Source organism: Pseudomonas sp. MWU12-2319, assembly GCF_023242525.1.
Classification (GTDB): Bacteria; Pseudomonadota; Gammaproteobacteria; order Pseudomonadales; family Pseudomonadaceae; genus Aquipseudomonas; species Aquipseudomonas gingeri_D.
Genome location: NZ_JALJES010000030.1, coordinates 1 through 17,690 on the forward strand (window position 1 = coordinate 1; position 17,690 = coordinate 17,690).

Below are 17,690 nucleotides of genomic sequence, written 5' to 3' on the forward strand. Positions count from 1 at the left end.
CTTGATGGCCCCTTCGCTGGCAAGCCAAGCTCCTACAGTACGGCGTCGGACACGGATCTTTTGTACGGCATGGACCTGTAGGAGCAGGGCTTGCCCGCGAAGCTTTTGGCGGTCTTGACTTCTACAGGGCTTATCCGAAATGCCGCAGGTACTCCGGCAGCTCGCTGCTTCGCTGGCAGCCGATCAGCAGCCACAACAGAATCCGCGCCTTGCGTGGACACAGAAACCCCGCCATCTGCGCTCCACGCTGGATCAGGTCAATTTCGCTGCCGACAAAGCCATAGGAGTGACTCGCCGTTGAACCGGCCCCGGTACGTGTACCGATCACCACCGGGATCTTCAACGCCAATGACGTGATCGCCTTGGCCCAAGCTTCACTGACATGACCGGCACCGAAACCGGCGATCACCAGACCGTCGTAGCCCAACTCCGGCAGCTTCTCCAACATCAGCGTATCGGCTGACAGTGTCGCTTCGAGCAGAGCGATCCGCTGCCCACTGCGAACCGGCAACGGCAAAATTTTTCTCGGCGCAGGAGCGTGCAGATAACGCACGGCATTTTCGATGATCAGACCATTGGGGCCGAACACCGGTGAGCTGAAGGCTTCCAATGCCAGGGCATCGCTCTTGCGCACACGGCTCGCGGCGTGGACCTGGCCATTGAGCACCACCTGCACGCCACGCCCGCGACTGGTGCTCGACAGGGCAACCAAGCCCGCATGCAGCAGGTTCGCCGGACCATCGGCGCTGATCTCGGCGGCTGAGCGCATCGCCCCGGTCAGCACCAGCGGCTCCTCGCGATCCCAGAGCAGTTCGAAAAAGAACGCGGTCTCCTCCAGGGTGTCGGTGCCCTGGGTGACCACCACGCCGCTGGCGCCTTGTTCGACTTGATGCCTGGCCCAGTTGAGGACATCGAGCAGAAAGTCGAAGTCCAGCGAGGCGCTGGGTTGCAGGCACAGGGTCTCGACGTGGATCCGGGCCAGAGTCGCCAGCAGCGGCACCCGCTCCAGCAGGGCCTGGCCGTTGACGCTGGGCACCACGCCCTGGTCCGGGCGGGCGGCTTGCATGCTGGCAGTGCCGCCCAGGGCGGCGATGGAAAGTTGAGGCAAGGACATGGAGCTCTCGCTGATAAAAGGTCGGGAAGAGGCGATGCCGGCGGCACCAGAGTACCGCCGGGTGGAGGGAAAAGCGCTGTTCGATTCAGACCAGCCTGAGCAACCCGCCGAGCAGCGGCACGATCAGTGCCGTGCTGAGCGCCATCGACAGCACATTGCCGATATACGGGTGCATATGCCCCGGGACCCGCCGCGACAGGACGACGGCCAGCGGCGGTGCGATCAAGGCGCCGAGCAGGGCGCTGGCGATCACCACCAGTGTTCCGCCGCCATGGATCAGCACGGCGGCCGGGGCGACGGAGACAATCGGGATATAGGTCGGGTACCAACCCCGCGCAATCCATTGCTGTCGCCAGACCATCACACCGATGGCCGACGCCAGGGCCTGGGCCGCGAGTATCGGCAGCAGCAGGTCCGAGCCGTAGGCTGGCCCGGCGGGGTTGAGCCCGTAGGCCAGCAATACCCCCAACAGCAATCCCAGGCTCGCCCATTCGTTACCGAAGAACGGCGCTTCGGAAAAGTCGGCGAGTACCCGGCGCATGCCCCAGACCAGCCCGTGATTACTGGCTTTCGGCACAGGCGCTGGTGCGGTGACCATCGCCGGTTCCGGTTTCACCAGTGCCGGCCAACGCCGACACAGGGTAAAGGCCATCACGCTGCCGAGAGCCATCCCCAGCACATTGCCGATCACCGCCGGCAGGTTCAACGGATTGCAGACAAAGTTGACCAGCAGCAAGCATAACGGCGTGACCAGTAGCGCCCCCATGACTGCACCGCTGGCAGCGATCCGCATCCCCGGGCCAAACAGCAGCACGGTGGCTGCGGGAACGGAGACAAAGGCGGCGAAGGTCGGTTGCCAGCCATAACGCGGCACGCTCCAGCCCCACAGCAGGTTGCTCAGCAGCAGGCCCAGCAGCGAACTGCCGATCAGCCAGGGCCACAGGCCGCTGCCATAGCAGATGGCAAAGCCCTGCCAGGCCTTGCCCCGGCGATGGGCCCAATGGGCCAGGCCGGCACCGGCCAGCAGGCCCAACGAAGCCAGCTCATGTTTGTAGAAAGCCATTTCGCTGATATCGCCGAGCACCCAGCGCAGCCAGGCACCGGGGGCGGGCAGGTTGTCCATCATATGCAGGTAGCCGGACCCGCCGAAGGGCAGGCTCATCCAGACCAGCAGGATCAGGCCCAGGCCGAGCAGGCCGACGAGCCGGCTCGGGTTGGAGACAGTGTTCATCCCGACCTCCTTCAGCGCGGCAGGGAAGGATGGCGGAGGTAGCCGAGCATACCGTCGTAGAGGTCGGTCCGGCGGTCCCTGGGCAGGTCGTTCAGGCTGTTCCAGATCGGCGCGCTGCGGGCGCTGACCAGATCGATATCGGCAAACAGCACGGCCTCATCGATGGGCGAGGCTACCTCGCTGAGGGGCCAGCCGTTGGTCCCGGCGATCAGCGAGCAGCCGAGGAAGCGCTCGCCGCGATCGCTGCCGACGCGATTGGCCGCGGCGATAAACACGTTATTGACGTGGGCCGCGGTGATGGTCAGGTACGAGGCCATGCATTTGCCGGTCTCGTCGAACAGCGGCGGCGGGGTCCAGACCCAGTTGTTCAGGCTGCAGATGATATCCGCGCCCTGCTGGCTCAACAGGCGTGGTACTTCGGGAAACCAGATATCCCAGCAGATCAGCAGGCCGATCCGCCCGATGGGTGTGTCGAAAACCGGAAAGCCCAGGTCCCCCGGGGTGAACCAGAGCTTCTCCTCGTTCCATAAATGCGCCTTGCGGTACTTGCCGATAAACCCGTCCGGGCCCACCAGCACCGCGGTGTCGAACAACTGCACCCCGTCACATTCGGCGACGCCGGCCGCCAGGTAAATCCGATGCTCTTGTGCGAAATTTACCCAGGCCTGCACGCTGGGACCTTGCGGTACAGCTTCGGCGTGGAGGAAGGCTTCCTGGCGGTTCTGGAAGCTGTAGCCAGTGTTGGCCAGTTCCGGCAGCACGATCAGGTTGGCGCCGCCGCGCACCGCCTGGCCCGCCAGCGCAAGGCTGCGGTCCAGGTTATACGGGGTGTGGGCAACACCAGCCTGGGGATCGAACTGCACGACGGCAACGCGTACGGGACTGACAGCGGGGCGAGATTCATTCATTTGAGGTGCTCTCATTCTTGTTATTCAACCCGAATGGGTTGATGAACCTATGAGAAGCTATTCAATGAGTGGTGTATGTCGGTGGCCCTCCGGTAAGTCAGTCGGGTATTTCCTAGACCGCCCTGGGAATACTGAACGCAGTTGGTGGGTTGTTGGCGGGTGGTCGCCCGCTGTATTCGGGGTAGTGCTTCAAGCTGAAACCTCCATTGAATATTGCACCGGTGCGTTGGCACAGATGGATCGTGGCATCGAGGGCGCCCCGCAGGCAGGGCTCGGTCCAGCCGGCGTCGACCGAAAAGGATTCGCCGCACAGGTAGAGCCCGGAGCGGGCGGAGTAGTGGCGGTTGTAGTTCATCAGGTCGATGGCTTCGTAATAGGTGCCGGGGCGATAGAGCTTGGCGGCTCCCAGGGCATTACGATCACTCATCCAGCGATGCACCGCGGCCTTTTGCGTATCGATATAGGGCGAGATCCGCTGATTGATATTGCTCGCGTGCAGCAGGATCCGATCCAGTTCGCCGACGCATTTTTCCACCAGCTCCTGGTCCGAAAACAGCGCAAGTTTGGTCGCATCGTCCTCCCAGGTGTAACTCAGCAGGATGCAGTCATACGGATAGGTGTCGTTGTAGCTATAGGTGTACATGTCGTGGATCAGGCTGTCGGTGACCAGCGCCTGGGGGATGCCGTGGGGCTCGGTGAAAAAGCTTTTTTTCAGCGGCGCAAACACCTTGCAGCTGGTTTCCCAGTGGGCGGTCTTGTAGGCGCTGCGGATGTGGAACGGCAGCATCCGCTCGTCGAAACCCTTGAGCTCGACGGTGGTTTCGATCAACCAGGACGGCAGGGTGAGAATCACCGAGTCGAAGACCTCGCTGCGCAGCTCGCGGCGTTGCGGATCGTCCCATTGCCAGGCGTAGTCGACGCGAATCTGCTGGTTGGGCAGTTTGCTCAGGCCGTTGACCTGGGCCTGGGTGGCGAACCCGGCACCGCGCTGTCGGCAATGTTCGTAGAAGGACAGGCCACGCCCTTCGACCGGCATGAACAACAGGCATTCGTCCAGGGCGGCGACACCCAGGTAGCGCGGGGCATCGAAGGCCAGGCCGTTGCAGTCGAGCAGCGTGCCGGCCTGCAGATGCGGCGACGGCAGCGGATTGCCGTGCTCATCGACGCGGCCGTGCATCAATTGCAGGCGATGGCTGAAACCAAAGATCGCGGTGCGGATCGGGTACAGGCTGCAGGCGTCATAGAACGCGCCCCAACTGCCGTCGCCGATGCCGATGGCATAGAAGATCGCCGACTCTTCGGCGCTCATGCCGACGCCGCCGAAATTGCCCGGGTCGTCCGCATGCCAGTGGCTGATGGCCGGCAGCGTGACCAGGTTGCGAAACGACAGGCTCTCATAACGCCGGACAATCGCCGCCCAGAGGTCTTCCCAGCCGTCGCTGGCGTAGTGGGCCTCGACCTGGCGGGTCATGCGCTCGGCGAACAGGCGCCATTTTTCGTGGACCTGTTTCAGCAGTTTTCCCGGTGGCGGGGTCTGCCCGTCGCGGTTGTCCCAGATCAGCATCCGCGGGGTTTCCTGCCCCTCCAGCAGGCCCTCGCGGAGGAAAATTCCGGTGCTCCTGACCTGGGCGCTGCCGGGGTTGGCGAAATCCGAAAGGCGCAGGTTGAACTGCTCGGTGTAGTGCGCGAGCACGGAGCGCCCTTGCAGCGGTGCCTCGCCCTCGCGGTTGAAGTACGGCAGGCGCATCGCGCCCATTTCGAAGGGGGTGGAACCGGTGGTGGCGGGCTGGCTTTTGTCGATCACGGTCAGGTGCCGGCCGCCGATGCGCCGGGACTGTTCGAGCAGGGTGATGTCCGTGAAGCCGCAGCGCAGCAGCTCGTGAGCCGCGCTGAGGCCGGTGACGCCGGCGCCGATGATGCAGATCCGGTGGGCGCGGTCCGTGGCGCGGGCGACGCCGCCGGGTTGCTCGACCAACCGGCGGTAGTCGAAGCACAGGTCCGGCGGGTTGGGGAAACGGGCGCGCCAGGCGCGCTGGGGTTCCACCGTCGGTGTAGGGAATGAGGGCTGCTGTTGAGCCAATCCAATAGGCATGTACGACGCTCCTTGTCAGTGGCAATCGGTAGTGATTGCCGGAGCGAGTCTACGAAGGCGAGGGCAGGGCGCTGTGGTAATTAATTATGCAAGGTTGCGCGCCGCTTTCGTTTAGTGTCGAAAACGGCGCACGGGCTTCACGCCGCTTGCTGGAACTGCTGGCGATACTGGTTGGGCGACAGTTCGGTGTGTTGGCGGAACAGTCGGGCAAAGAAGCTGGCATCGTCATAGCCGACTTCATAGCTGATGGTCTTGATGCTTTTACGGGTGCCCGAGAGCAGGCCCTTGGCGGTCTCGATGCGCAAGCGTTGCAGGTAGTGCAACGGCTTGTCGCCGGTGGCGGTCTGGAAGCGGCGCATGAAGTTGCGAATGCTCATGCCGTGTTCCCGGGCGACATCCTCGAAGCGGAACTTGTCGGCGAAATGCTCTTCGAGCCATTGCTGGATCTGCAGGATGATCACGTCCTGGTGCAGCTTCTGGCCGCCGAAGCCGATACGCCCCGGGGCGTAGCTGCGCTGGACTTCATAGAGGATATCGCGGGCTACGGCCTGGGCGACGTTGGCCCCGCAGAAGCGTTCGATCAGGTAGATATAGAGGTCGCAGGCCGAGGTGGTGCCGCCGGCGCAGTAGAGGTTGTCGGCGTCGGTCAGGTGCTTGTCCTGGTTCAGCTGGACATTGGGGTAGCGTTCGCTGAAGGCGTTGAAGAAGCGCCAGTAGGTGGTCGCTTCCTTGCCATCGAGCAGGCCGGCTTCTGCCAGCCAGAACACCCCGGTGGCCTCGCCGCAGAGCACGGCGCCGCGGGCATGCTGCTCGCGCAGCCAGGGCATGACCTGGGGGTAGCGCCGGCAGAGGGTTTCGAAGTCGTCCCAGAACGCCGGCAGGATGATCACATCGGCATTTTCCAGGCCGCCGTCCACCGGCAGGATCACATCGCTGAAGCTGCACACCGGCTTGCCGTCGGGGCTGACCAGGCGGGTCTCGAAGGCCTTGGTGAGTCCATGGCCGAGCTGTTTGCCGTAGCGCAGGCTGGCCAGGTGGAAGAAGTCCTTGGCTTGCATAAGGGTGGAAGCGAATACCCGGTCGATAGCCAGGATGCTGACGCGCCGCAAGGGCGTGGAGAGTGGATTAGCCATAATTCCATTGTTCTTATTAGCGGAAAGTTCTTATAGGGGAAAGTGGTCAACAGACGGCTGGATCGTCTTATTTTTTGTCGCATGTGTCCAGTGTTACCCGGCAAAACACTGGCATAGGCTCTATGGGCCAATCCTGGCCTCAGTGTCCTTGCAGGTGCCCCCGATGATTCCCAGAACCCTGTTCAGTTCCGAGCACGAGCTATTTCGCAGCAGTGTGCGCAAGTTTCTCGAGCAGGAGGCGGCGCCCTTCCATGGGCAGTGGGAGAAACGCGGCTATATCGACCGCGAGTTGTGGAACAAGGCGGGGGCGCAGGGGATGCTCTGTTCCCATCTGCCGGAGGCCTACGGCGGCATGGCGGCGGATTTTCTCTACAGCGCGGTGGTGATCGAGGAAATCAGCCGGCAGGGCCTGAGCGGCATCGGTTTCTCATTGCATTCGGATATTGTCGCGCCTTATATCCTGCATTACGGCAGCGAGGCGCTGAAGCTCAAGTACCTGCCCAAGCTGGTGTCCGGCGAAATGGTCACGGCCATTGCGATGACCGAGCCGGGGGCCGGCTCCGACCTGCAAGGGGTGAAGACCACGGCAGTGCTGGACGGTGACGAGTATGTGCTCAATGGCTCGAAGACCTTTATTACCAACGGCTTTCTCGCCGACCTGGTGATTGTCGTCGCCAAGACCGATCCCCAGGCCGGGGCCAAGGGGATCAGCCTGTTCCTGGTCGAGGCCGATACGCCGGGGTTCGCCAAGGGCAAGCGCCTGGAAAAGGTCGGCATGAAGGCCCAGGACACTTCCGAGCTGTTTTTCCAGGATGTGCGGGTGCCCCGGGAAAATCTGCTGGGGCAGGCCGGAGCGGGTTTTGCCTATTTGATGCAGGAGCTGCCCCAGGAGCGCCTGACGGTGGCGATCGGCGGTTTGGCCTCGGCCGAGGCGGCGTTGCAATGGACGCTGGAGTACACCCGCGAGCGCAAGGCCTTCGGCAAATCCATTGCCGACTTCCAGAACACGCGCTTCAAGCTGGCGGAAATGGCCACCGAGATCCAGATCGGCCGGGTGTTTGTCGACCGCTGCCTGGAGTTGCATCTGCAAGGCCAGCTCGATGTGCCGACGGCGGCGATGGCCAAGTACTGGGGCACCGACCTGCAATGCAAGGTGCTCGACGAGTGCGTGCAGTTGCATGGCGGCTACGGGTTCATGTGGGAATACCCGGTGGCCCGGGCCTGGGCGGATGCACGGGTGCAGCGCATCTATGCCGGGACCAACGAGATCATGAAGGAGATCATTGCCCGGTCGCTTTGACAGGCACGCCTCAATCTCACTGTAGGAGCGAGCTTGCTCGCGATGGCCGTCAACGATGACGCGGGAAACCTGATACCCCGCGGTGTTCCGACTACCATCGCGAGCAAGCTCGCTCCTACACCGGTAGGCTTACGGCGCCGGGTTCGGATGATCCTTGTGGATCGCCTCGATCCCCGCCAGCACTTCCTCCGACAGCTTCAGGTCGGCGCTGGCAATGTTGCTGTCCAACTGCTCCAGCGTCGTCGCGCCAATGATGTTGCTGGTGACGAACGGTTGCTGGGTGACAAATGCCAGGGCCATCTGCGCCGGGTCCAGGCCGTGTTCACGGGCCAGGGCGACATAACGGCTGCACGCCGCTTCCGATTGCGGGTTGAAATAACGGCTGAAGCGGCTGTACAGGCTCAGGCGTGCCTTGTCCGGCCGGGCGCCGCCTTCATACTTGCCCGAGAGGAAACCGAAGGCCATCGGCGAGTACGCCAGCAGGCCGCACTGTTCGCGCAGGGCGACTTCCGCCAGGCCTACTTCGAAGCTGCGGTTGAGCAGGTTGTAGGGGTTCTGGATCGACACCGCCCGCGGCCAGCCGCGGCGCTCGGCCTCGAGCAGGAATTTCATGGTGCCCCACGGGGTTTCGTTGGACAGGCCGATATGGCGGATCTTGCCGGCCTTGACCTGTTCGTCCAGCGCTTCGAGGATCTCCTCGATCGGCGTGAAGTCTTCGTCGGCCTTGTGCTTGTAGCCCAGTTGGCCGAAGAAATTGGTGCTGCGTTCCGGCCAGTGCAACTGGTAGAGATCGATCCAGTCGGTCTGCAGGCGCTTGAGGCTGGCGTCCAGGGCTTGGACGATATGCTGGCGGTTGTGCTTGAGCTGGCCGTCGCGGATATAGCCGATGCCGTTGCCGGGGCCGGCGATCTTGCTCGCCAGGATCCAGTCGGCACGGTCGCCGCGCTGCTTGAACCAGTTGCCGATCATGCGCTCGGTGCTGGCGTAGGTTTCGGCCTTGGGCGGTACCGGGTACATCTCGGCGGTGTCGATGAAATTGATCCCGGCACCTTTCGCCCGTTCGATCTGGGCAAAGGCTTGATCCTGGGTGTTCTGCTCGCCCCAGGTCATGGTCCCCAGGCAAATTGCGCTCACGTTCAGATCGGTCCGGCCTAGCTGACGGTATTCCATTGGCTGCTCCTGTGGGGAAACGATCATAAAAGCAGGTTGAAATTTTTTTCGCAATCTGCATAATTACGCACCTCTTTATGCAGTGGAAGTGATGCGCCGCCGCCAAAGAATCTTGCCGTTGAACGGACGCGCCGACCCGAGCCCCCGAAAGCGTCTGTATCCGGCTGCCTTTGACCTTGTCAAAGTACGCACTATTCAGTAAGATCCGCCGTCTTATTTACAGGCGGCCCCTGAGGCTATAAAGAATGAAAACTTTTACTGCTAAACCGGAAACAGTTAAGCGCGACTGGTTTATCGTCGACGCTGCTGGTCAGACCCTGGGTCGTCTGGCCACCGAAATCGCGAGCCGCCTGCGTGGCAAGCACAAAGCCGAATACACTCCGCACGTCGACACCGGTGACTACATCGTTGTGATCAATGCCGAGCAGATTCGTGTAACCGGTGCTAAAACCACCGACAAAATGTACTACTCCCACTCCGGTTTCCCGGGCGGCATCAAGTCGATCAACTTCGAAAAGCTGATCGCTAAAGCCCCTGAGCGCGTGATCGAGACCGCGGTCAAAGGCATGCTGCCTAAGAACCCGCTGGGTCGCGACATGTACCGTAAGCTGAAAGTCTATGCGGGCGCTGTTCACCCTCATACTGCTCAGCAGCCCCAAGAACTGAAGATTTAACGGAATAGTTCATTATGTCGGCGACTCAAAATTACGGCACTGGCCGTCGCAAGACCGCAACCGCACGCGTTTTCCTGCGTCCGGGTACTGGTAACATCTCCATCAACAACCGCACCCTGGACACGTTCTTCGGTCGCGAAACTGCCCGCATGGTAGTTCGCCAGCCGTTGGAACTGACTGAGACTACCGAGAAATTCGATATCTACGTCACTGTCATCGGTGGTGGTGTAAGTGGTCAAGCTGGCGCAATCCGCCACGGTATCACTCGTGCTCTGATGGATTACGACGAGACTCTGCGCGGTGCTCTGCGCAAAGCCGGCTTCGTAACCCGCGATGCTCGTGAAGTTGAACGTAAGAAAGTCGGTCTGCGTAAAGCGCGTAAGCGTCCGCAGTACTCGAAGCGTTAATTCGGTCCCGTACCGGCTCTACGTTTCAGCATACGTTCTACAAAAAGCCCGGTTTCCTCGCGAAACCGGGTTTTTTTATGGGCGAAATATTTTCCTGTGACAACTTGCCACATCCGTAGAGCCCCTATACTACAAGGCTTGGGGCAGGGTGGGGCTGGTAATTACCTTGTCATACGTGTGGCTTTTCATTACCATTCGGCAAAATTTATAAGTACAAAAATTCACTTAGTAGACGCCTGATTTAACAGGCCACAAAGCTGATGGGAGAGGACTGAATGAGTAGCAATGACGGCGTGAATGCAGGCCGGCGTCGCTTCCTCGTAGCAGCCACATCCGTGGTAGGAGCTGCAGGAGCGGTGGGGGCTGCGGTCCCGTTCGTGGGGTCATGGTTTCCCAGTGCCAAGGCGAAAGCCGCGGGGGCACCCGTGAAGGTGAATATCAGCAAGATTGAACCCGGACAGCAGATGATTGCCGAGTGGCGAGGTCAACCGGTCTTTATCGTCCATCGGACCCCCGAGATTCTGGGTAATCTGGCCAAGATCGAGGATCGCTTGTCCGACCCCGAGTCCAAGGCTTCTGTACAACCCACCTATGTCGACCCCAAGAATCGCGCGATCAAGCCAGAGCTGCTGCTGTTGATCGGTATCTGCACGCATCTGGGGTGCTCACCCACCTTCCGTCCGGAAGTGGCGCCCGCCGATCTGGGCGCCGACTGGGTCGGTGGCTATTTCTGCCCTTGCCACGGTTCTCACTACGATCTGGCTGGCCGAGTCTACAAGTCGCAACCCGCGCCTTTGAACCTGCCAGTTCCGCCGCATTCCTATGAGTCCGACACGATTGTTGTGATTGGCGTCGATATGGAGAAAGCGTGATGAGCAAGTTCATGGATTGGGTCGATGCGCGCTTTCCCGCCACCAAGATGTGGGAAGACCATCTCAGCAAGTATTACGCTCCGAAGAACTTCAACTTTTTCTACTTTTTTGGCTCCCTGGCCCTGCTGGTACTGGTCAATCAGATCGTCACCGGTGTCTGGCTGACCATGAGCTACACCCCTTCGGCGGAAGAAGCCTTCGCCTCCGTCGAATACATCATGCGTGACGTCGAGTACGGCTCGATCCTGCGCCTGCTGCACTCCACCGGCGCTTCGGCGTTCTTTATCGTGGTCTACCTGCACATGTTCCGTGGCCTGCTCTACGGTTCGTACCAGAAACCCCGTGAGCTGGTGTGGCTGTTCGGCATGCTGATCTACCTGGCGCTGATGGCCGAGGCGTTCATGGGCTACCTGCTGCCGTGGGGGCAGATGTCCTACTGGGGGGCCCAGGTGATCATCTCGCTGTTTGGTGCGATCCCGGTCATCGGCAACGACCTGACCCAGTGGATTCGTGGTGACTACCTGATTTCCGGGATTACCCTGAACCGCTTCTTCGCCCTGCACGTGGTGGCCCTGCCGATCGTCATCCTCGGCCTGGTGGTGCTGCACGTACTGGCGCTGCACGAGGTCGGTTCGAACAACCCGGATGGCGTCGACATCAAGAAGCACAAGGACGAGAACGGCGTACCGCTGGATGGCATTGCCTTCCACCCGTACTACACCGTGAAGGATATCGTCGGCGTGGTGGTGTTCCTGTTCATCTTCTGCTCCATCGTGTTCTTCTTCCCGGAAATGGGCGGCTATTTCCTCGAAAAACCCAACTTCGAAGTGGCCAACGCCTTCAAGACCCCCGAGCACATTGCCCCGGTCTGGTACTTCACGCCGTTCTACGCGATCCTGCGGGCGGTTCCGGACAAGCTCATGGGTGTCATGGCCATGGGCGCGTCGATCGCCGTGCTGTTCGTCCTGCCGTGGCTGGACCGCAGTCCCGTGAAGTCGATGCGCTACAAGGGTTGGCTGAGCAAGATCTGGTTGTGGGTGTTCTGCATCGCCTTCGTTACCCTCGGCTGGCTGGGTGTGATGCCGCCGACGCCGGAGCGCACGCTGCTGTCGCGGATCTGCACGGTCCTGTACTTCGCCTACTTCATTCTGATGCCGTTCTATACCCGGCTCGAGAAGACCAAACCGGTACCGGAAAGGGTGACTGGCTGATGAAAAAATTATTTGCAGTCTTGATGCTTGTGGCCCTGCCACTCCTGTCTTTCGCTGACGAGCATGGTCCTGATCTTGAAAAGGTCAACATCGATGTTTCCGACAAGGCGGCCATGCAGGATGGTGCACGGACCTTTGCCAACTATTGCATGGGTTGCCACAGTGCCAAGTTCCAGCGCTATGAACGTGTCGCCGATGACCTGGGGATTCCCCATGACCTGATGCTCAAGAACCTGGTGTTCACTGGTGCCAAGATCGGCGACCACATGACCATCGGCATGCAGCCGGCCGACGCCAAGGCCTGGTTCGGCGCGGCACCGCCTGACCTGACCCTGGTGGCCCGCGTACGCGGCACCGACTGGCTCTATGGCTACCTGCGATCCTTCTACGAAGACCCCGCGCGTCCCTGGGGCGTGAACAACAAGGTCTTCCCGAACGTCGGCATGCCCAACGTGCTGGTGGGCCTGCAGGGGCGTCAGGTCGTCGGTTGCAAGCAGGTTCAAATCGTCGAGGAGGGCAAGAAGCAGTATGATCCGCTGACCGGTACGCCTTTGACCCATGAAGCGTGCGACCAGTTGACCATCGTGCCGAAAACCGGTGCCTTGAACGAAGAGCAATTCGACGAGAAGGTCAAGAATCTGGTGACCTTCCTGGCCTACTCGGCCAACCCGGTGAAGCTGGAGCATCAGCGCATCGGTACCTACGTTTTGCTGTACCTGGCCTTCTTCTTCGTGTTCGCTTATCTGCTCAAGCGCGAATACTGGAAGGATGTGCATTGATAACGTTGTAACATAGCTGTCAATCGTGCGCGCCCAAGGGTGCCTCTGAAGATGTAGCCAGCAAGGACGGGCGGGGTGAGCCGGCAACGGTTTCACCCTCGCTCTGTTTTGGGGCTGCGGGAGGCTTGTCTTGGGCGCGCTCGTTTTTCCGTTTTCAATAATTTCAACAAGCGAGGAGGACCGCCATGGGCGTGACCAACCGGTTGGCCTGTTACTCCGACCCCGCCGACCACTATTCCCACCGGGTGCGCATCGTGCTCGCGGAGAAGGGTGTCAGCGCCGAGATCATTACCGTGGAAGCGGGGCGTCAACCGCCGAAGCTGATCGAGGTGAACCCTTACGGCAGCCTGCCCACCCTGGTCGATCGTGACCTGGCGTTGTGGGAGTCGACCGTGGTGATGGAATACCTGGATGAGCGTTATCCGCATCCACCGCTGCTGCCGGTTTATCCCGTGGCACGGGCCAACAGCCGTTTGCTGATCCATCGCATTCAGCGCGACTGGTGTGCGTTGGTGGATGTGATTCTGGATTCGCGCAGCAAGGAGCCGGCGCGGGTGCAGGCGCGTAAGGAATTGCGCGAGAGCCTGACAGGGGCGTCGCCGTTGTTTGCCGACAAGCCATTTTTCCTGAGTAATGAGCAAAGTCTGGTGGACTGCTGTCTATTACCGATACTCTGGCGTCTGCCGATTATGGGTATTGAATTGCCGCGGCCCGCAAAGCCGTTGCTCGATTATATGGAGCGCCAGTTTGCGCGTGAGGCTTTCCAGGCAAGCTTGTCTGGTGTTGAACGCGATATGCGCTAAGGAGCCGTTTTATGAACTCCAGTCGCCCTTATTTGGTTCGTGCTCTGTACGAATGGATAGTGGATAACGATTGTACGCCGCACATACTGGTCAATTCCGAGTATCCCTCGGTCCAGGTGCCGCAAGGTTTTGCCAGCGACGGGCAAATCGTCTTGAACGTTTCGCCCAGCGCGGTGCGTCACTTGCACATGGACAACGAGGCGGTCAGCTTCGAGGGGCGTTTCGGTGGTGTACCGCACACGCTTTTCGTGCCGATCAGCGCCATTCTCGGGATCTACGCCCGGGAGAACGGCCAGGGCATGGTGTTCGAGCTGGAAGCGCCCCTGGAGGGCGACGATGGGGTCGAGCCGGATGATGACGGTCCGCCGCCAGGTTCCGAGCCGCCGCGTCCTAGCGGTCGGCCAAGCTTGAAGGTGGTGAAGTAATAAAAAAGGCGCCTCGAATGAGGCGCCTTTTTTACATCTGCATTCTGGCAGCGGATCAGTCGATGTACTCGAACAGCTTGACGATCTTCTGCACGCCGCCGACGCTCTGCACCAGGTTGGTGGCGCGGGCGCCTTCGTCCTGGGTCACCAGGCCCAGCAGGTAGACGATGCCGTTCTCGGTGACGACCTTGATGCGCGAACCGGGAATGCTGTTATCGGTCAGCATCTGGGTCTTGATCTTGGTGGTCAGCCAGTTGTCGCTGCTGCGGGCCAGCAGCGAGGACGGTTCGATGACCTGCAGCTCGTTGTTGACCTTCTTCACTCGTTGAACCGCGGCGGCGGCCTGTTCGGCCTTGGCCTTGAGGTCTTCGCGTGGGGTCTGGCCGGCCAGCAGGACAATGCCGTTATAGCTGGTGACGACAATGTGCGAGCCGTTATCCAGGGCGGGATCGGCCTTGGCGACGTTGACCGCGACCTTGGTCTCGATCAGCGAATCATCGATCTTGCTGCCCAGGGTGCGGGTTCCGCGATCGTCGTTGATCGGCTCGTCGCGGGTGGCGGTCAGTACCGAACTGCAGCCGCTGATGCCCAGGCACAGGGTCAAGGCCAGCAGGCTAAGGCGATTGATGGTCATTCTTCACTCCCGAACAATTGGCTGTCGATCAGATCGCAGAGGCAATGGATCGCCAGCAGGTGGACTTCCTGAATACGTGCGGTGACGTTGGCCGGGACGCGAATCTCGACATCCTCGGGCAGCAGCAGGGAAGCCATGCCGCCGCCGTCGCGTCCCGTCAAGGCTACGACAACCATTTCGCGATCATGTGCGGCCTGGATGGCCTGAATAATGTTGGCGGAGTTGCCGCTGGTGGAAATCGCCAGCAGCACGTCGCCCGGTTGGCCCAGTGCGCGGATCTGCTTGGAGAAGATTTCGTTGTAGCTGTAGTCATTGGCGATCGAGGTGAGGGTCGAGCTGTCGGTGGTCAGGGCAATGGCCGGCAGGCTCGGTCGCTCGCGCTCGAAGCGGTTGAGCAGTTCCGAGGAAAAGTGCTGGGCATCGCCAGCGGAGCCGCCATTGCCGCAGGAGAGCATTTTGCCTTCGTTGAGCAGGGCATTGACCATGACCTGGCTGGCTTGCTCGATGTGAGGTGCAAGAACGTCCATCGCCTGTTGCTTGGTGTCGATACTGGCCTGGAAAAGCTGGCGAATTCGGGATTGCATGTCCATCTACGTAACCTTAAGTAGGGCGGCTGGTCGAGCGCGGACCGGGTTTTCCCGGTAGCTGCCCGGCACAAGAATGTGCAGCCCGCAAAGCAAAGAGCAAAATCGGTGGGTGAAAAGAGTAACCGGGTCGACAGCCTGGATCAGCTGTCGAAGGCATTCCGTAGCCAGTTCAACTGGGGTGTCGCCTCGACCGGGCCGTCTATGGCCACCACGTCGAAGCGGCAAGGGCAATGGGCCCAGCGTGACTCGCGTTGCAGGAAATACTGCGCGGCGAATATTACCTTCTTGCGCTTGCGGGCATCGATGCTGCCCAGTGCGCCACCCCATTGGGTGTTTTTCCTGTAACGAACTTCGACGAATACTACTGTATCGCCGTCGAGCATGACCAGATCAAGCTCGCCCCGTTTGCATGTCCAGTTCCGCGCCAGCAGGCGCAGCCCCTGTTGTTCAAGGTGCCGCAGCGCCAGGAGCTCGGCATCCTTGCCGTGTTCCAGGTGGGCGGCGGGTGCCATCAGTGCGGCGTATCCGGCAGGCGCTGGACCTGACCGCTGACGAACTGGGCCCAGGGCAGCTGGCGTTCGACCCGTTGTCCCGGATCCATGCTCAGGCTGCCGGAGAGACCTTCGATACGGCTGTCGGGCAGGGCCTTGAGTTGACCCAGGCGTGGCGCCAGGCGATAAGCGTCGACACCCATGGCATACAAGCGACCGAGGGCGCCGTTGGCTTGTGGCCATTGCGCGGTGACCTGTTTGCGCAGCGGGTCATTGGCGTCCAGCAGCCAAGGGGTTTCACAGAAACGAACGCCGTTCATGTCGTTGTACTGGTTCTGGTCGCCGGTGGCGCTGAACACGTGGGAGGTCGCATACACCGGTACATCACCGGCGTACTGGAAGTTCAGGGTCGGTTTGATCTGCTGCGCCTGTTGCGGTGTCGCGGCGAGGAAGATGAACTCGATGTCCTGGCGACGCGACGGTTGGGCGGCGACCTGGCCGCCTACCGTGTTTTGCAGGCTCTTGGCGCGGCCTTCGCTCTGGCGCAGCTGGAACAGGTCGGCGATCTGCTGGGCCAGGGCGACCGGTTGATCGACACGTTCGATACCGACCACGGTGCCGCCGTTGGCTTCCCAATCCTGGCGGAAGGCCTTGAGCACGCGATCACCCCATTCGCCTTTCGGCACCATGGCGGCGGCACGGTGCAGGCCGTCGGCACGGGCGCGACGGGACACTTCGCGGGCTTCGTCTTCGGCGGCGAGGCCGAACTGGAACAACTGCGCCGGGTTCTGCGCGCTTTCGCTGTAGTTCAGCGCCAGGGTGGTGATCGGCAATTGCGCACGGGCGCTGAGCTGCTTGACCAGCGGCTTCTCCAGCGGACCGATCACCAACTGCACGCCGGAGGCCTGGGCCTTGCGATAGAAGTCGTCGAGGGAGGTGAGGCGCGAGCTGTCGTAGAACTCGATGACCGGCGGCTTCTGGCCGGCCTGCTGGGCCTGGTAGTGAGCGGCCATGAAGCCTTCACGCAGGGCCTTGCCGACCGAGGCCAGCGGGCCGTCCTGCGGCAGCAGCAGGGCGATCTTGCTCAGCGGCTGGCTGGCCAGTTCCTTGAGTTTCACCAGGGGCAGCGGCAATTGCACGGCGGCCGGGTGCTTGGGGTTCTGCGCGCGCCAGGTATCGATGGCCGCCTGTTGCTGTTCCAGGGTGCCGGACGATTTCACCGCCAGCGCCAGGCTCAACCAGCCGCTGAGATCGTCGTTGCCGGTGGGTTGCAGCTGGTCGGTCGGCAGGGCCGCGATCAGTGCCCAGATGGCTTCGTGATTGCTTTTCGCCGCATCGCCGCTGAGCAGCGGGGCGATGAAGATGCGCTCGCGAGCGGCGGCCAGGGTCTGGCCGTCGGCTTCAAGGGCACGGGCGCGCACGGTCTGGGTGCGAATCTGCTGGTCCACCGGCAGCTCGCTGAGGCGCTCCAGGCTCGGATGGCTCAAGGCGGTCAGCGCCGCCTTGGGCTGGTTGCGGGTCATCGCCAGTTCGGCCGCCAGGGTACTGGCGTACACCTGCTGTGCCGGCTTGAGGGTATCCAGCGGTACCTGCGCGAGAATCTGCGAGGCGCGGCCGCTGTCTTTCTGGCGATAGGCCAGGTCGGCAGCGGTCAGGCGCAGCAGGGCGGCTTGTTCCGGCGTCTTGCTGGAAGCCGCCTGCTCGAGCAGTTGCTCGATGCTGGCATTCGGGGTCCGTGGGAGTTCGCCAAGGCTGGAAGAGGGCGAGCTGGCGCAAGCCGCCAGCAAGGCAGCGAGGCAGAGGGCAGAGAACAGCCGCAGGCAAGCGATCATGTAGTGTTCCTGATACTCGATCATATG

Annotated in this window: 18 protein-coding genes; 8 read left to right on the forward strand and 10 right to left on the reverse strand. The window is 61.5% G+C overall.

The genetic code is table 11. From position 1 onward, the window contains the following. Positions 1-130 precede the first annotated feature (130 nt). From M5C01_RS31130 to M5C01_RS31150, 5 genes are all read right to left on the reverse strand, one after another. Entirely contained in the window at positions 131-1,114 is a 984-nt protein-coding gene (locus M5C01_RS31130) for an asparaginase (protein WP_152741185.1), read from the reverse strand. An 85-nt stretch (positions 1,115-1,199) separates the two neighbouring features. After that, positions 1,200-2,345: a hypothetical protein gene (locus tag M5C01_RS31135; protein ID WP_152741184.1), complete on the reverse strand. Its 1,146-nt coding sequence runs from the start codon at positions 2,343-2,345 to the stop codon at positions 1,200-1,202. 11 nt (positions 2,346-2,356) lie between these two features. Next, positions 2,357-3,253, reverse strand: a complete 897-nt coding sequence (locus tag M5C01_RS31140; RefSeq protein WP_103494510.1) for a nitrilase family protein — start codon at positions 3,251-3,253, stop codon at positions 2,357-2,359. A 112-nt stretch (positions 3,254-3,365) separates the two neighbouring features. Continuing rightward, a complete protein-coding gene (locus M5C01_RS31145) occupies positions 3,366-5,345 on the reverse strand; it encodes an NAD(P)/FAD-dependent oxidoreductase (RefSeq protein ID WP_103494511.1) in 1,980 nt (659 codons plus the stop codon). Between the two features lie 137 nt (positions 5,346-5,482). Beyond that, positions 5,483-6,379 carry a GlxA family transcriptional regulator gene (locus M5C01_RS31150; RefSeq protein WP_177099618.1) on the reverse strand — a complete coding sequence of 299 codons (897 nt, stop codon included), beginning with the start codon at positions 6,377-6,379 and terminating at the stop codon, positions 5,483-5,485. A gap of 253 nt (positions 6,380-6,632) precedes the next feature. Here M5C01_RS31150 and M5C01_RS31155 point away from each other — a divergent pair, with 253 nt between their 5' ends. Further along, a complete protein-coding gene (locus M5C01_RS31155) occupies positions 6,633-7,778 on the forward strand; it encodes an acyl-CoA dehydrogenase family protein (RefSeq protein WP_177099620.1) in 1,146 nt (381 codons plus the stop codon). Positions 7,779-7,907: 129 nt separating this feature from the next. Here the strand turns inward: M5C01_RS31155 and M5C01_RS31160 are convergent, their stop codons facing one another. Further along, on the reverse strand, positions 7,908-8,948 hold the full coding sequence (locus M5C01_RS31160) for an NADP(H)-dependent aldo-keto reductase (RefSeq protein WP_152741182.1): 1,041 nt from the start codon (positions 8,946-8,948) through the stop codon (positions 7,908-7,910). Positions 8,949-9,193: 245 nt separating this feature from the next. On the opposite strand from M5C01_RS31160, the gene rplM reads away from it, so the two are divergent. The 7 genes from rplM (at position 9,194) to M5C01_RS31195 (ending at position 14,119) form a co-directional block, all read left to right on the forward strand. Continuing rightward, entirely contained in the window at positions 9,194-9,622 is a 429-nt protein-coding gene (rplM, locus tag M5C01_RS31165) for a 50S ribosomal protein L13 (protein ID WP_060783310.1), read from the forward strand. A 14-nt stretch (positions 9,623-9,636) separates the two neighbouring features. Further along, complete coding sequence (rpsI, locus tag M5C01_RS31170) at positions 9,637-10,029, forward strand: 30S ribosomal protein S9 (RefSeq protein WP_103494515.1); 393 nt, start codon at positions 9,637-9,639, stop codon at positions 10,027-10,029. A 275-nt stretch (positions 10,030-10,304) separates the two neighbouring features. Then, entirely contained in the window at positions 10,305-10,901 is a 597-nt protein-coding gene (gene petA, locus M5C01_RS31175) for a ubiquinol-cytochrome c reductase iron-sulfur subunit (RefSeq protein ID WP_152741181.1), read from the forward strand. Continuing rightward, entirely contained in the window at positions 10,901-12,112 is a 1,212-nt protein-coding gene (locus M5C01_RS31180) for a cytochrome bc complex cytochrome b subunit (RefSeq protein ID WP_100941287.1), read from the forward strand. The genes petA and M5C01_RS31180 overlap by 1 nt, the downstream gene beginning before the upstream one ends. Further along, positions 12,112-12,891, forward strand: a complete 780-nt coding sequence (locus M5C01_RS31185) for a cytochrome c1 (protein WP_152741180.1) — start codon at positions 12,112-12,114, stop codon at positions 12,889-12,891. The genes M5C01_RS31180 and M5C01_RS31185 overlap by 1 nt, the downstream gene beginning before the upstream one ends. A 185-nt stretch (positions 12,892-13,076) precedes the next feature. Further along, a complete protein-coding gene (locus M5C01_RS31190) occupies positions 13,077-13,694 on the forward strand; it encodes a glutathione S-transferase N-terminal domain-containing protein (RefSeq protein WP_103494518.1) in 618 nt (205 codons plus the stop codon). Positions 13,695-13,705: 11 nt separating this feature from the next. After that, complete coding sequence (locus tag M5C01_RS31195; protein WP_103494519.1) at positions 13,706-14,119, forward strand: ClpXP protease specificity-enhancing factor; 414 nt, start codon at positions 13,706-13,708, stop codon at positions 14,117-14,119. A 55-nt stretch (positions 14,120-14,174) separates the two neighbouring features. Here M5C01_RS31195 and M5C01_RS31200 read toward each other — a convergent pair whose 3' ends face one another. The 4 genes from M5C01_RS31200 to M5C01_RS31215 form a co-directional block, all read right to left on the reverse strand. Then, entirely contained in the window at positions 14,175-14,753 is a 579-nt protein-coding gene (locus M5C01_RS31200; protein WP_152741179.1) for a BON domain-containing protein, read from the reverse strand. Next, the gene (locus tag M5C01_RS31205) at positions 14,750-15,343 is read right to left on the reverse strand and encodes a phosphoheptose isomerase (RefSeq protein WP_103494521.1); all 594 of its coding nucleotides are present in this window, start codon (positions 15,341-15,343) and stop codon (positions 14,750-14,752) included. Before M5C01_RS31205 ends, M5C01_RS31200 begins: the two co-directional genes overlap by 4 nt. A gap of 137 nt (positions 15,344-15,480) precedes the next feature. Beyond that, complete coding sequence (locus tag M5C01_RS31210; RefSeq protein WP_152741178.1) at positions 15,481-15,852, reverse strand: YraN family protein; 372 nt, start codon at positions 15,850-15,852, stop codon at positions 15,481-15,483. Continuing rightward, positions 15,852-17,663 carry a penicillin-binding protein activator gene (locus M5C01_RS31215; RefSeq protein WP_152741177.1) on the reverse strand — a complete coding sequence of 604 codons (1,812 nt, stop codon included), beginning with the start codon at positions 17,661-17,663 and terminating at the stop codon, positions 15,852-15,854. Before M5C01_RS31215 ends, M5C01_RS31210 begins: the two co-directional genes overlap by 1 nt. Positions 17,664-17,690 lie beyond the last annotated feature (27 nt).

What these genes read in the sequence shown, in the direction of transcription:
- M5C01_RS31130 (WP_152741185.1), bottom strand. Translation starts at nt 1,114, where the DNA reads ATGTCCTTGCCTCAACTTTCCATCGCCGCCCTGGGCGGCACTGCCAGC.
- M5C01_RS31135 (WP_152741184.1), bottom strand. Translation starts at nt 2,345, where the DNA reads ATGAACACTGTCTCCAACCCGAGCCGGCTCGTCGGCCTGCTCGGCCTG.
- M5C01_RS31140 (WP_103494510.1), bottom strand. Translation starts at nt 3,253, where the DNA reads ATGAATGAATCTCGCCCCGCTGTCAGTCCCGTACGCGTTGCCGTCGTG.
- M5C01_RS31145 (WP_103494511.1), bottom strand. Translation starts at nt 5,345, where the DNA reads ATGCCTATTGGATTGGCTCAACAGCAGCCCTCATTCCCTACACCGACG.
- M5C01_RS31160 (WP_152741182.1), bottom strand. Translation starts at nt 8,948, where the DNA reads ATGGAATACCGTCAGCTAGGCCGGACCGATCTGAACGTGAGCGCAATT.
- rplM (WP_060783310.1), top strand. Translation starts at nt 9,194, where the DNA reads ATGAAAACTTTTACTGCTAAACCGGAAACAGTTAAGCGCGACTGGTTT.
- rpsI (WP_103494515.1), top strand. Translation starts at nt 9,637, where the DNA reads ATGTCGGCGACTCAAAATTACGGCACTGGCCGTCGCAAGACCGCAACC.
- petA (WP_152741181.1), top strand. Translation starts at nt 10,305, where the DNA reads ATGAGTAGCAATGACGGCGTGAATGCAGGCCGGCGTCGCTTCCTCGTA.
- M5C01_RS31180 (WP_100941287.1), top strand. Translation starts at nt 10,901, where the DNA reads ATGAGCAAGTTCATGGATTGGGTCGATGCGCGCTTTCCCGCCACCAAG.
- M5C01_RS31185 (WP_152741180.1), top strand. Translation starts at nt 12,112, where the DNA reads ATGAAAAAATTATTTGCAGTCTTGATGCTTGTGGCCCTGCCACTCCTG.
- M5C01_RS31190 (WP_103494518.1), top strand. Translation starts at nt 13,077, where the DNA reads ATGGGCGTGACCAACCGGTTGGCCTGTTACTCCGACCCCGCCGACCAC.
- M5C01_RS31195 (WP_103494519.1), top strand. Translation starts at nt 13,706, where the DNA reads ATGAACTCCAGTCGCCCTTATTTGGTTCGTGCTCTGTACGAATGGATA.
- M5C01_RS31200 (WP_152741179.1), bottom strand. Translation starts at nt 14,753, where the DNA reads ATGACCATCAATCGCCTTAGCCTGCTGGCCTTGACCCTGTGCCTGGGC.
- M5C01_RS31205 (WP_103494521.1), bottom strand. Translation starts at nt 15,343, where the DNA reads ATGGACATGCAATCCCGAATTCGCCAGCTTTTCCAGGCCAGTATCGAC.
- M5C01_RS31210 (WP_152741178.1), bottom strand. Translation starts at nt 15,852, where the DNA reads ATGGCACCCGCCGCCCACCTGGAACACGGCAAGGATGCCGAGCTCCTG.
- M5C01_RS31215 (WP_152741177.1), bottom strand. Translation starts at nt 17,663, where the DNA reads ATGATCGCTTGCCTGCGGCTGTTCTCTGCCCTCTGCCTCGCTGCCTTG.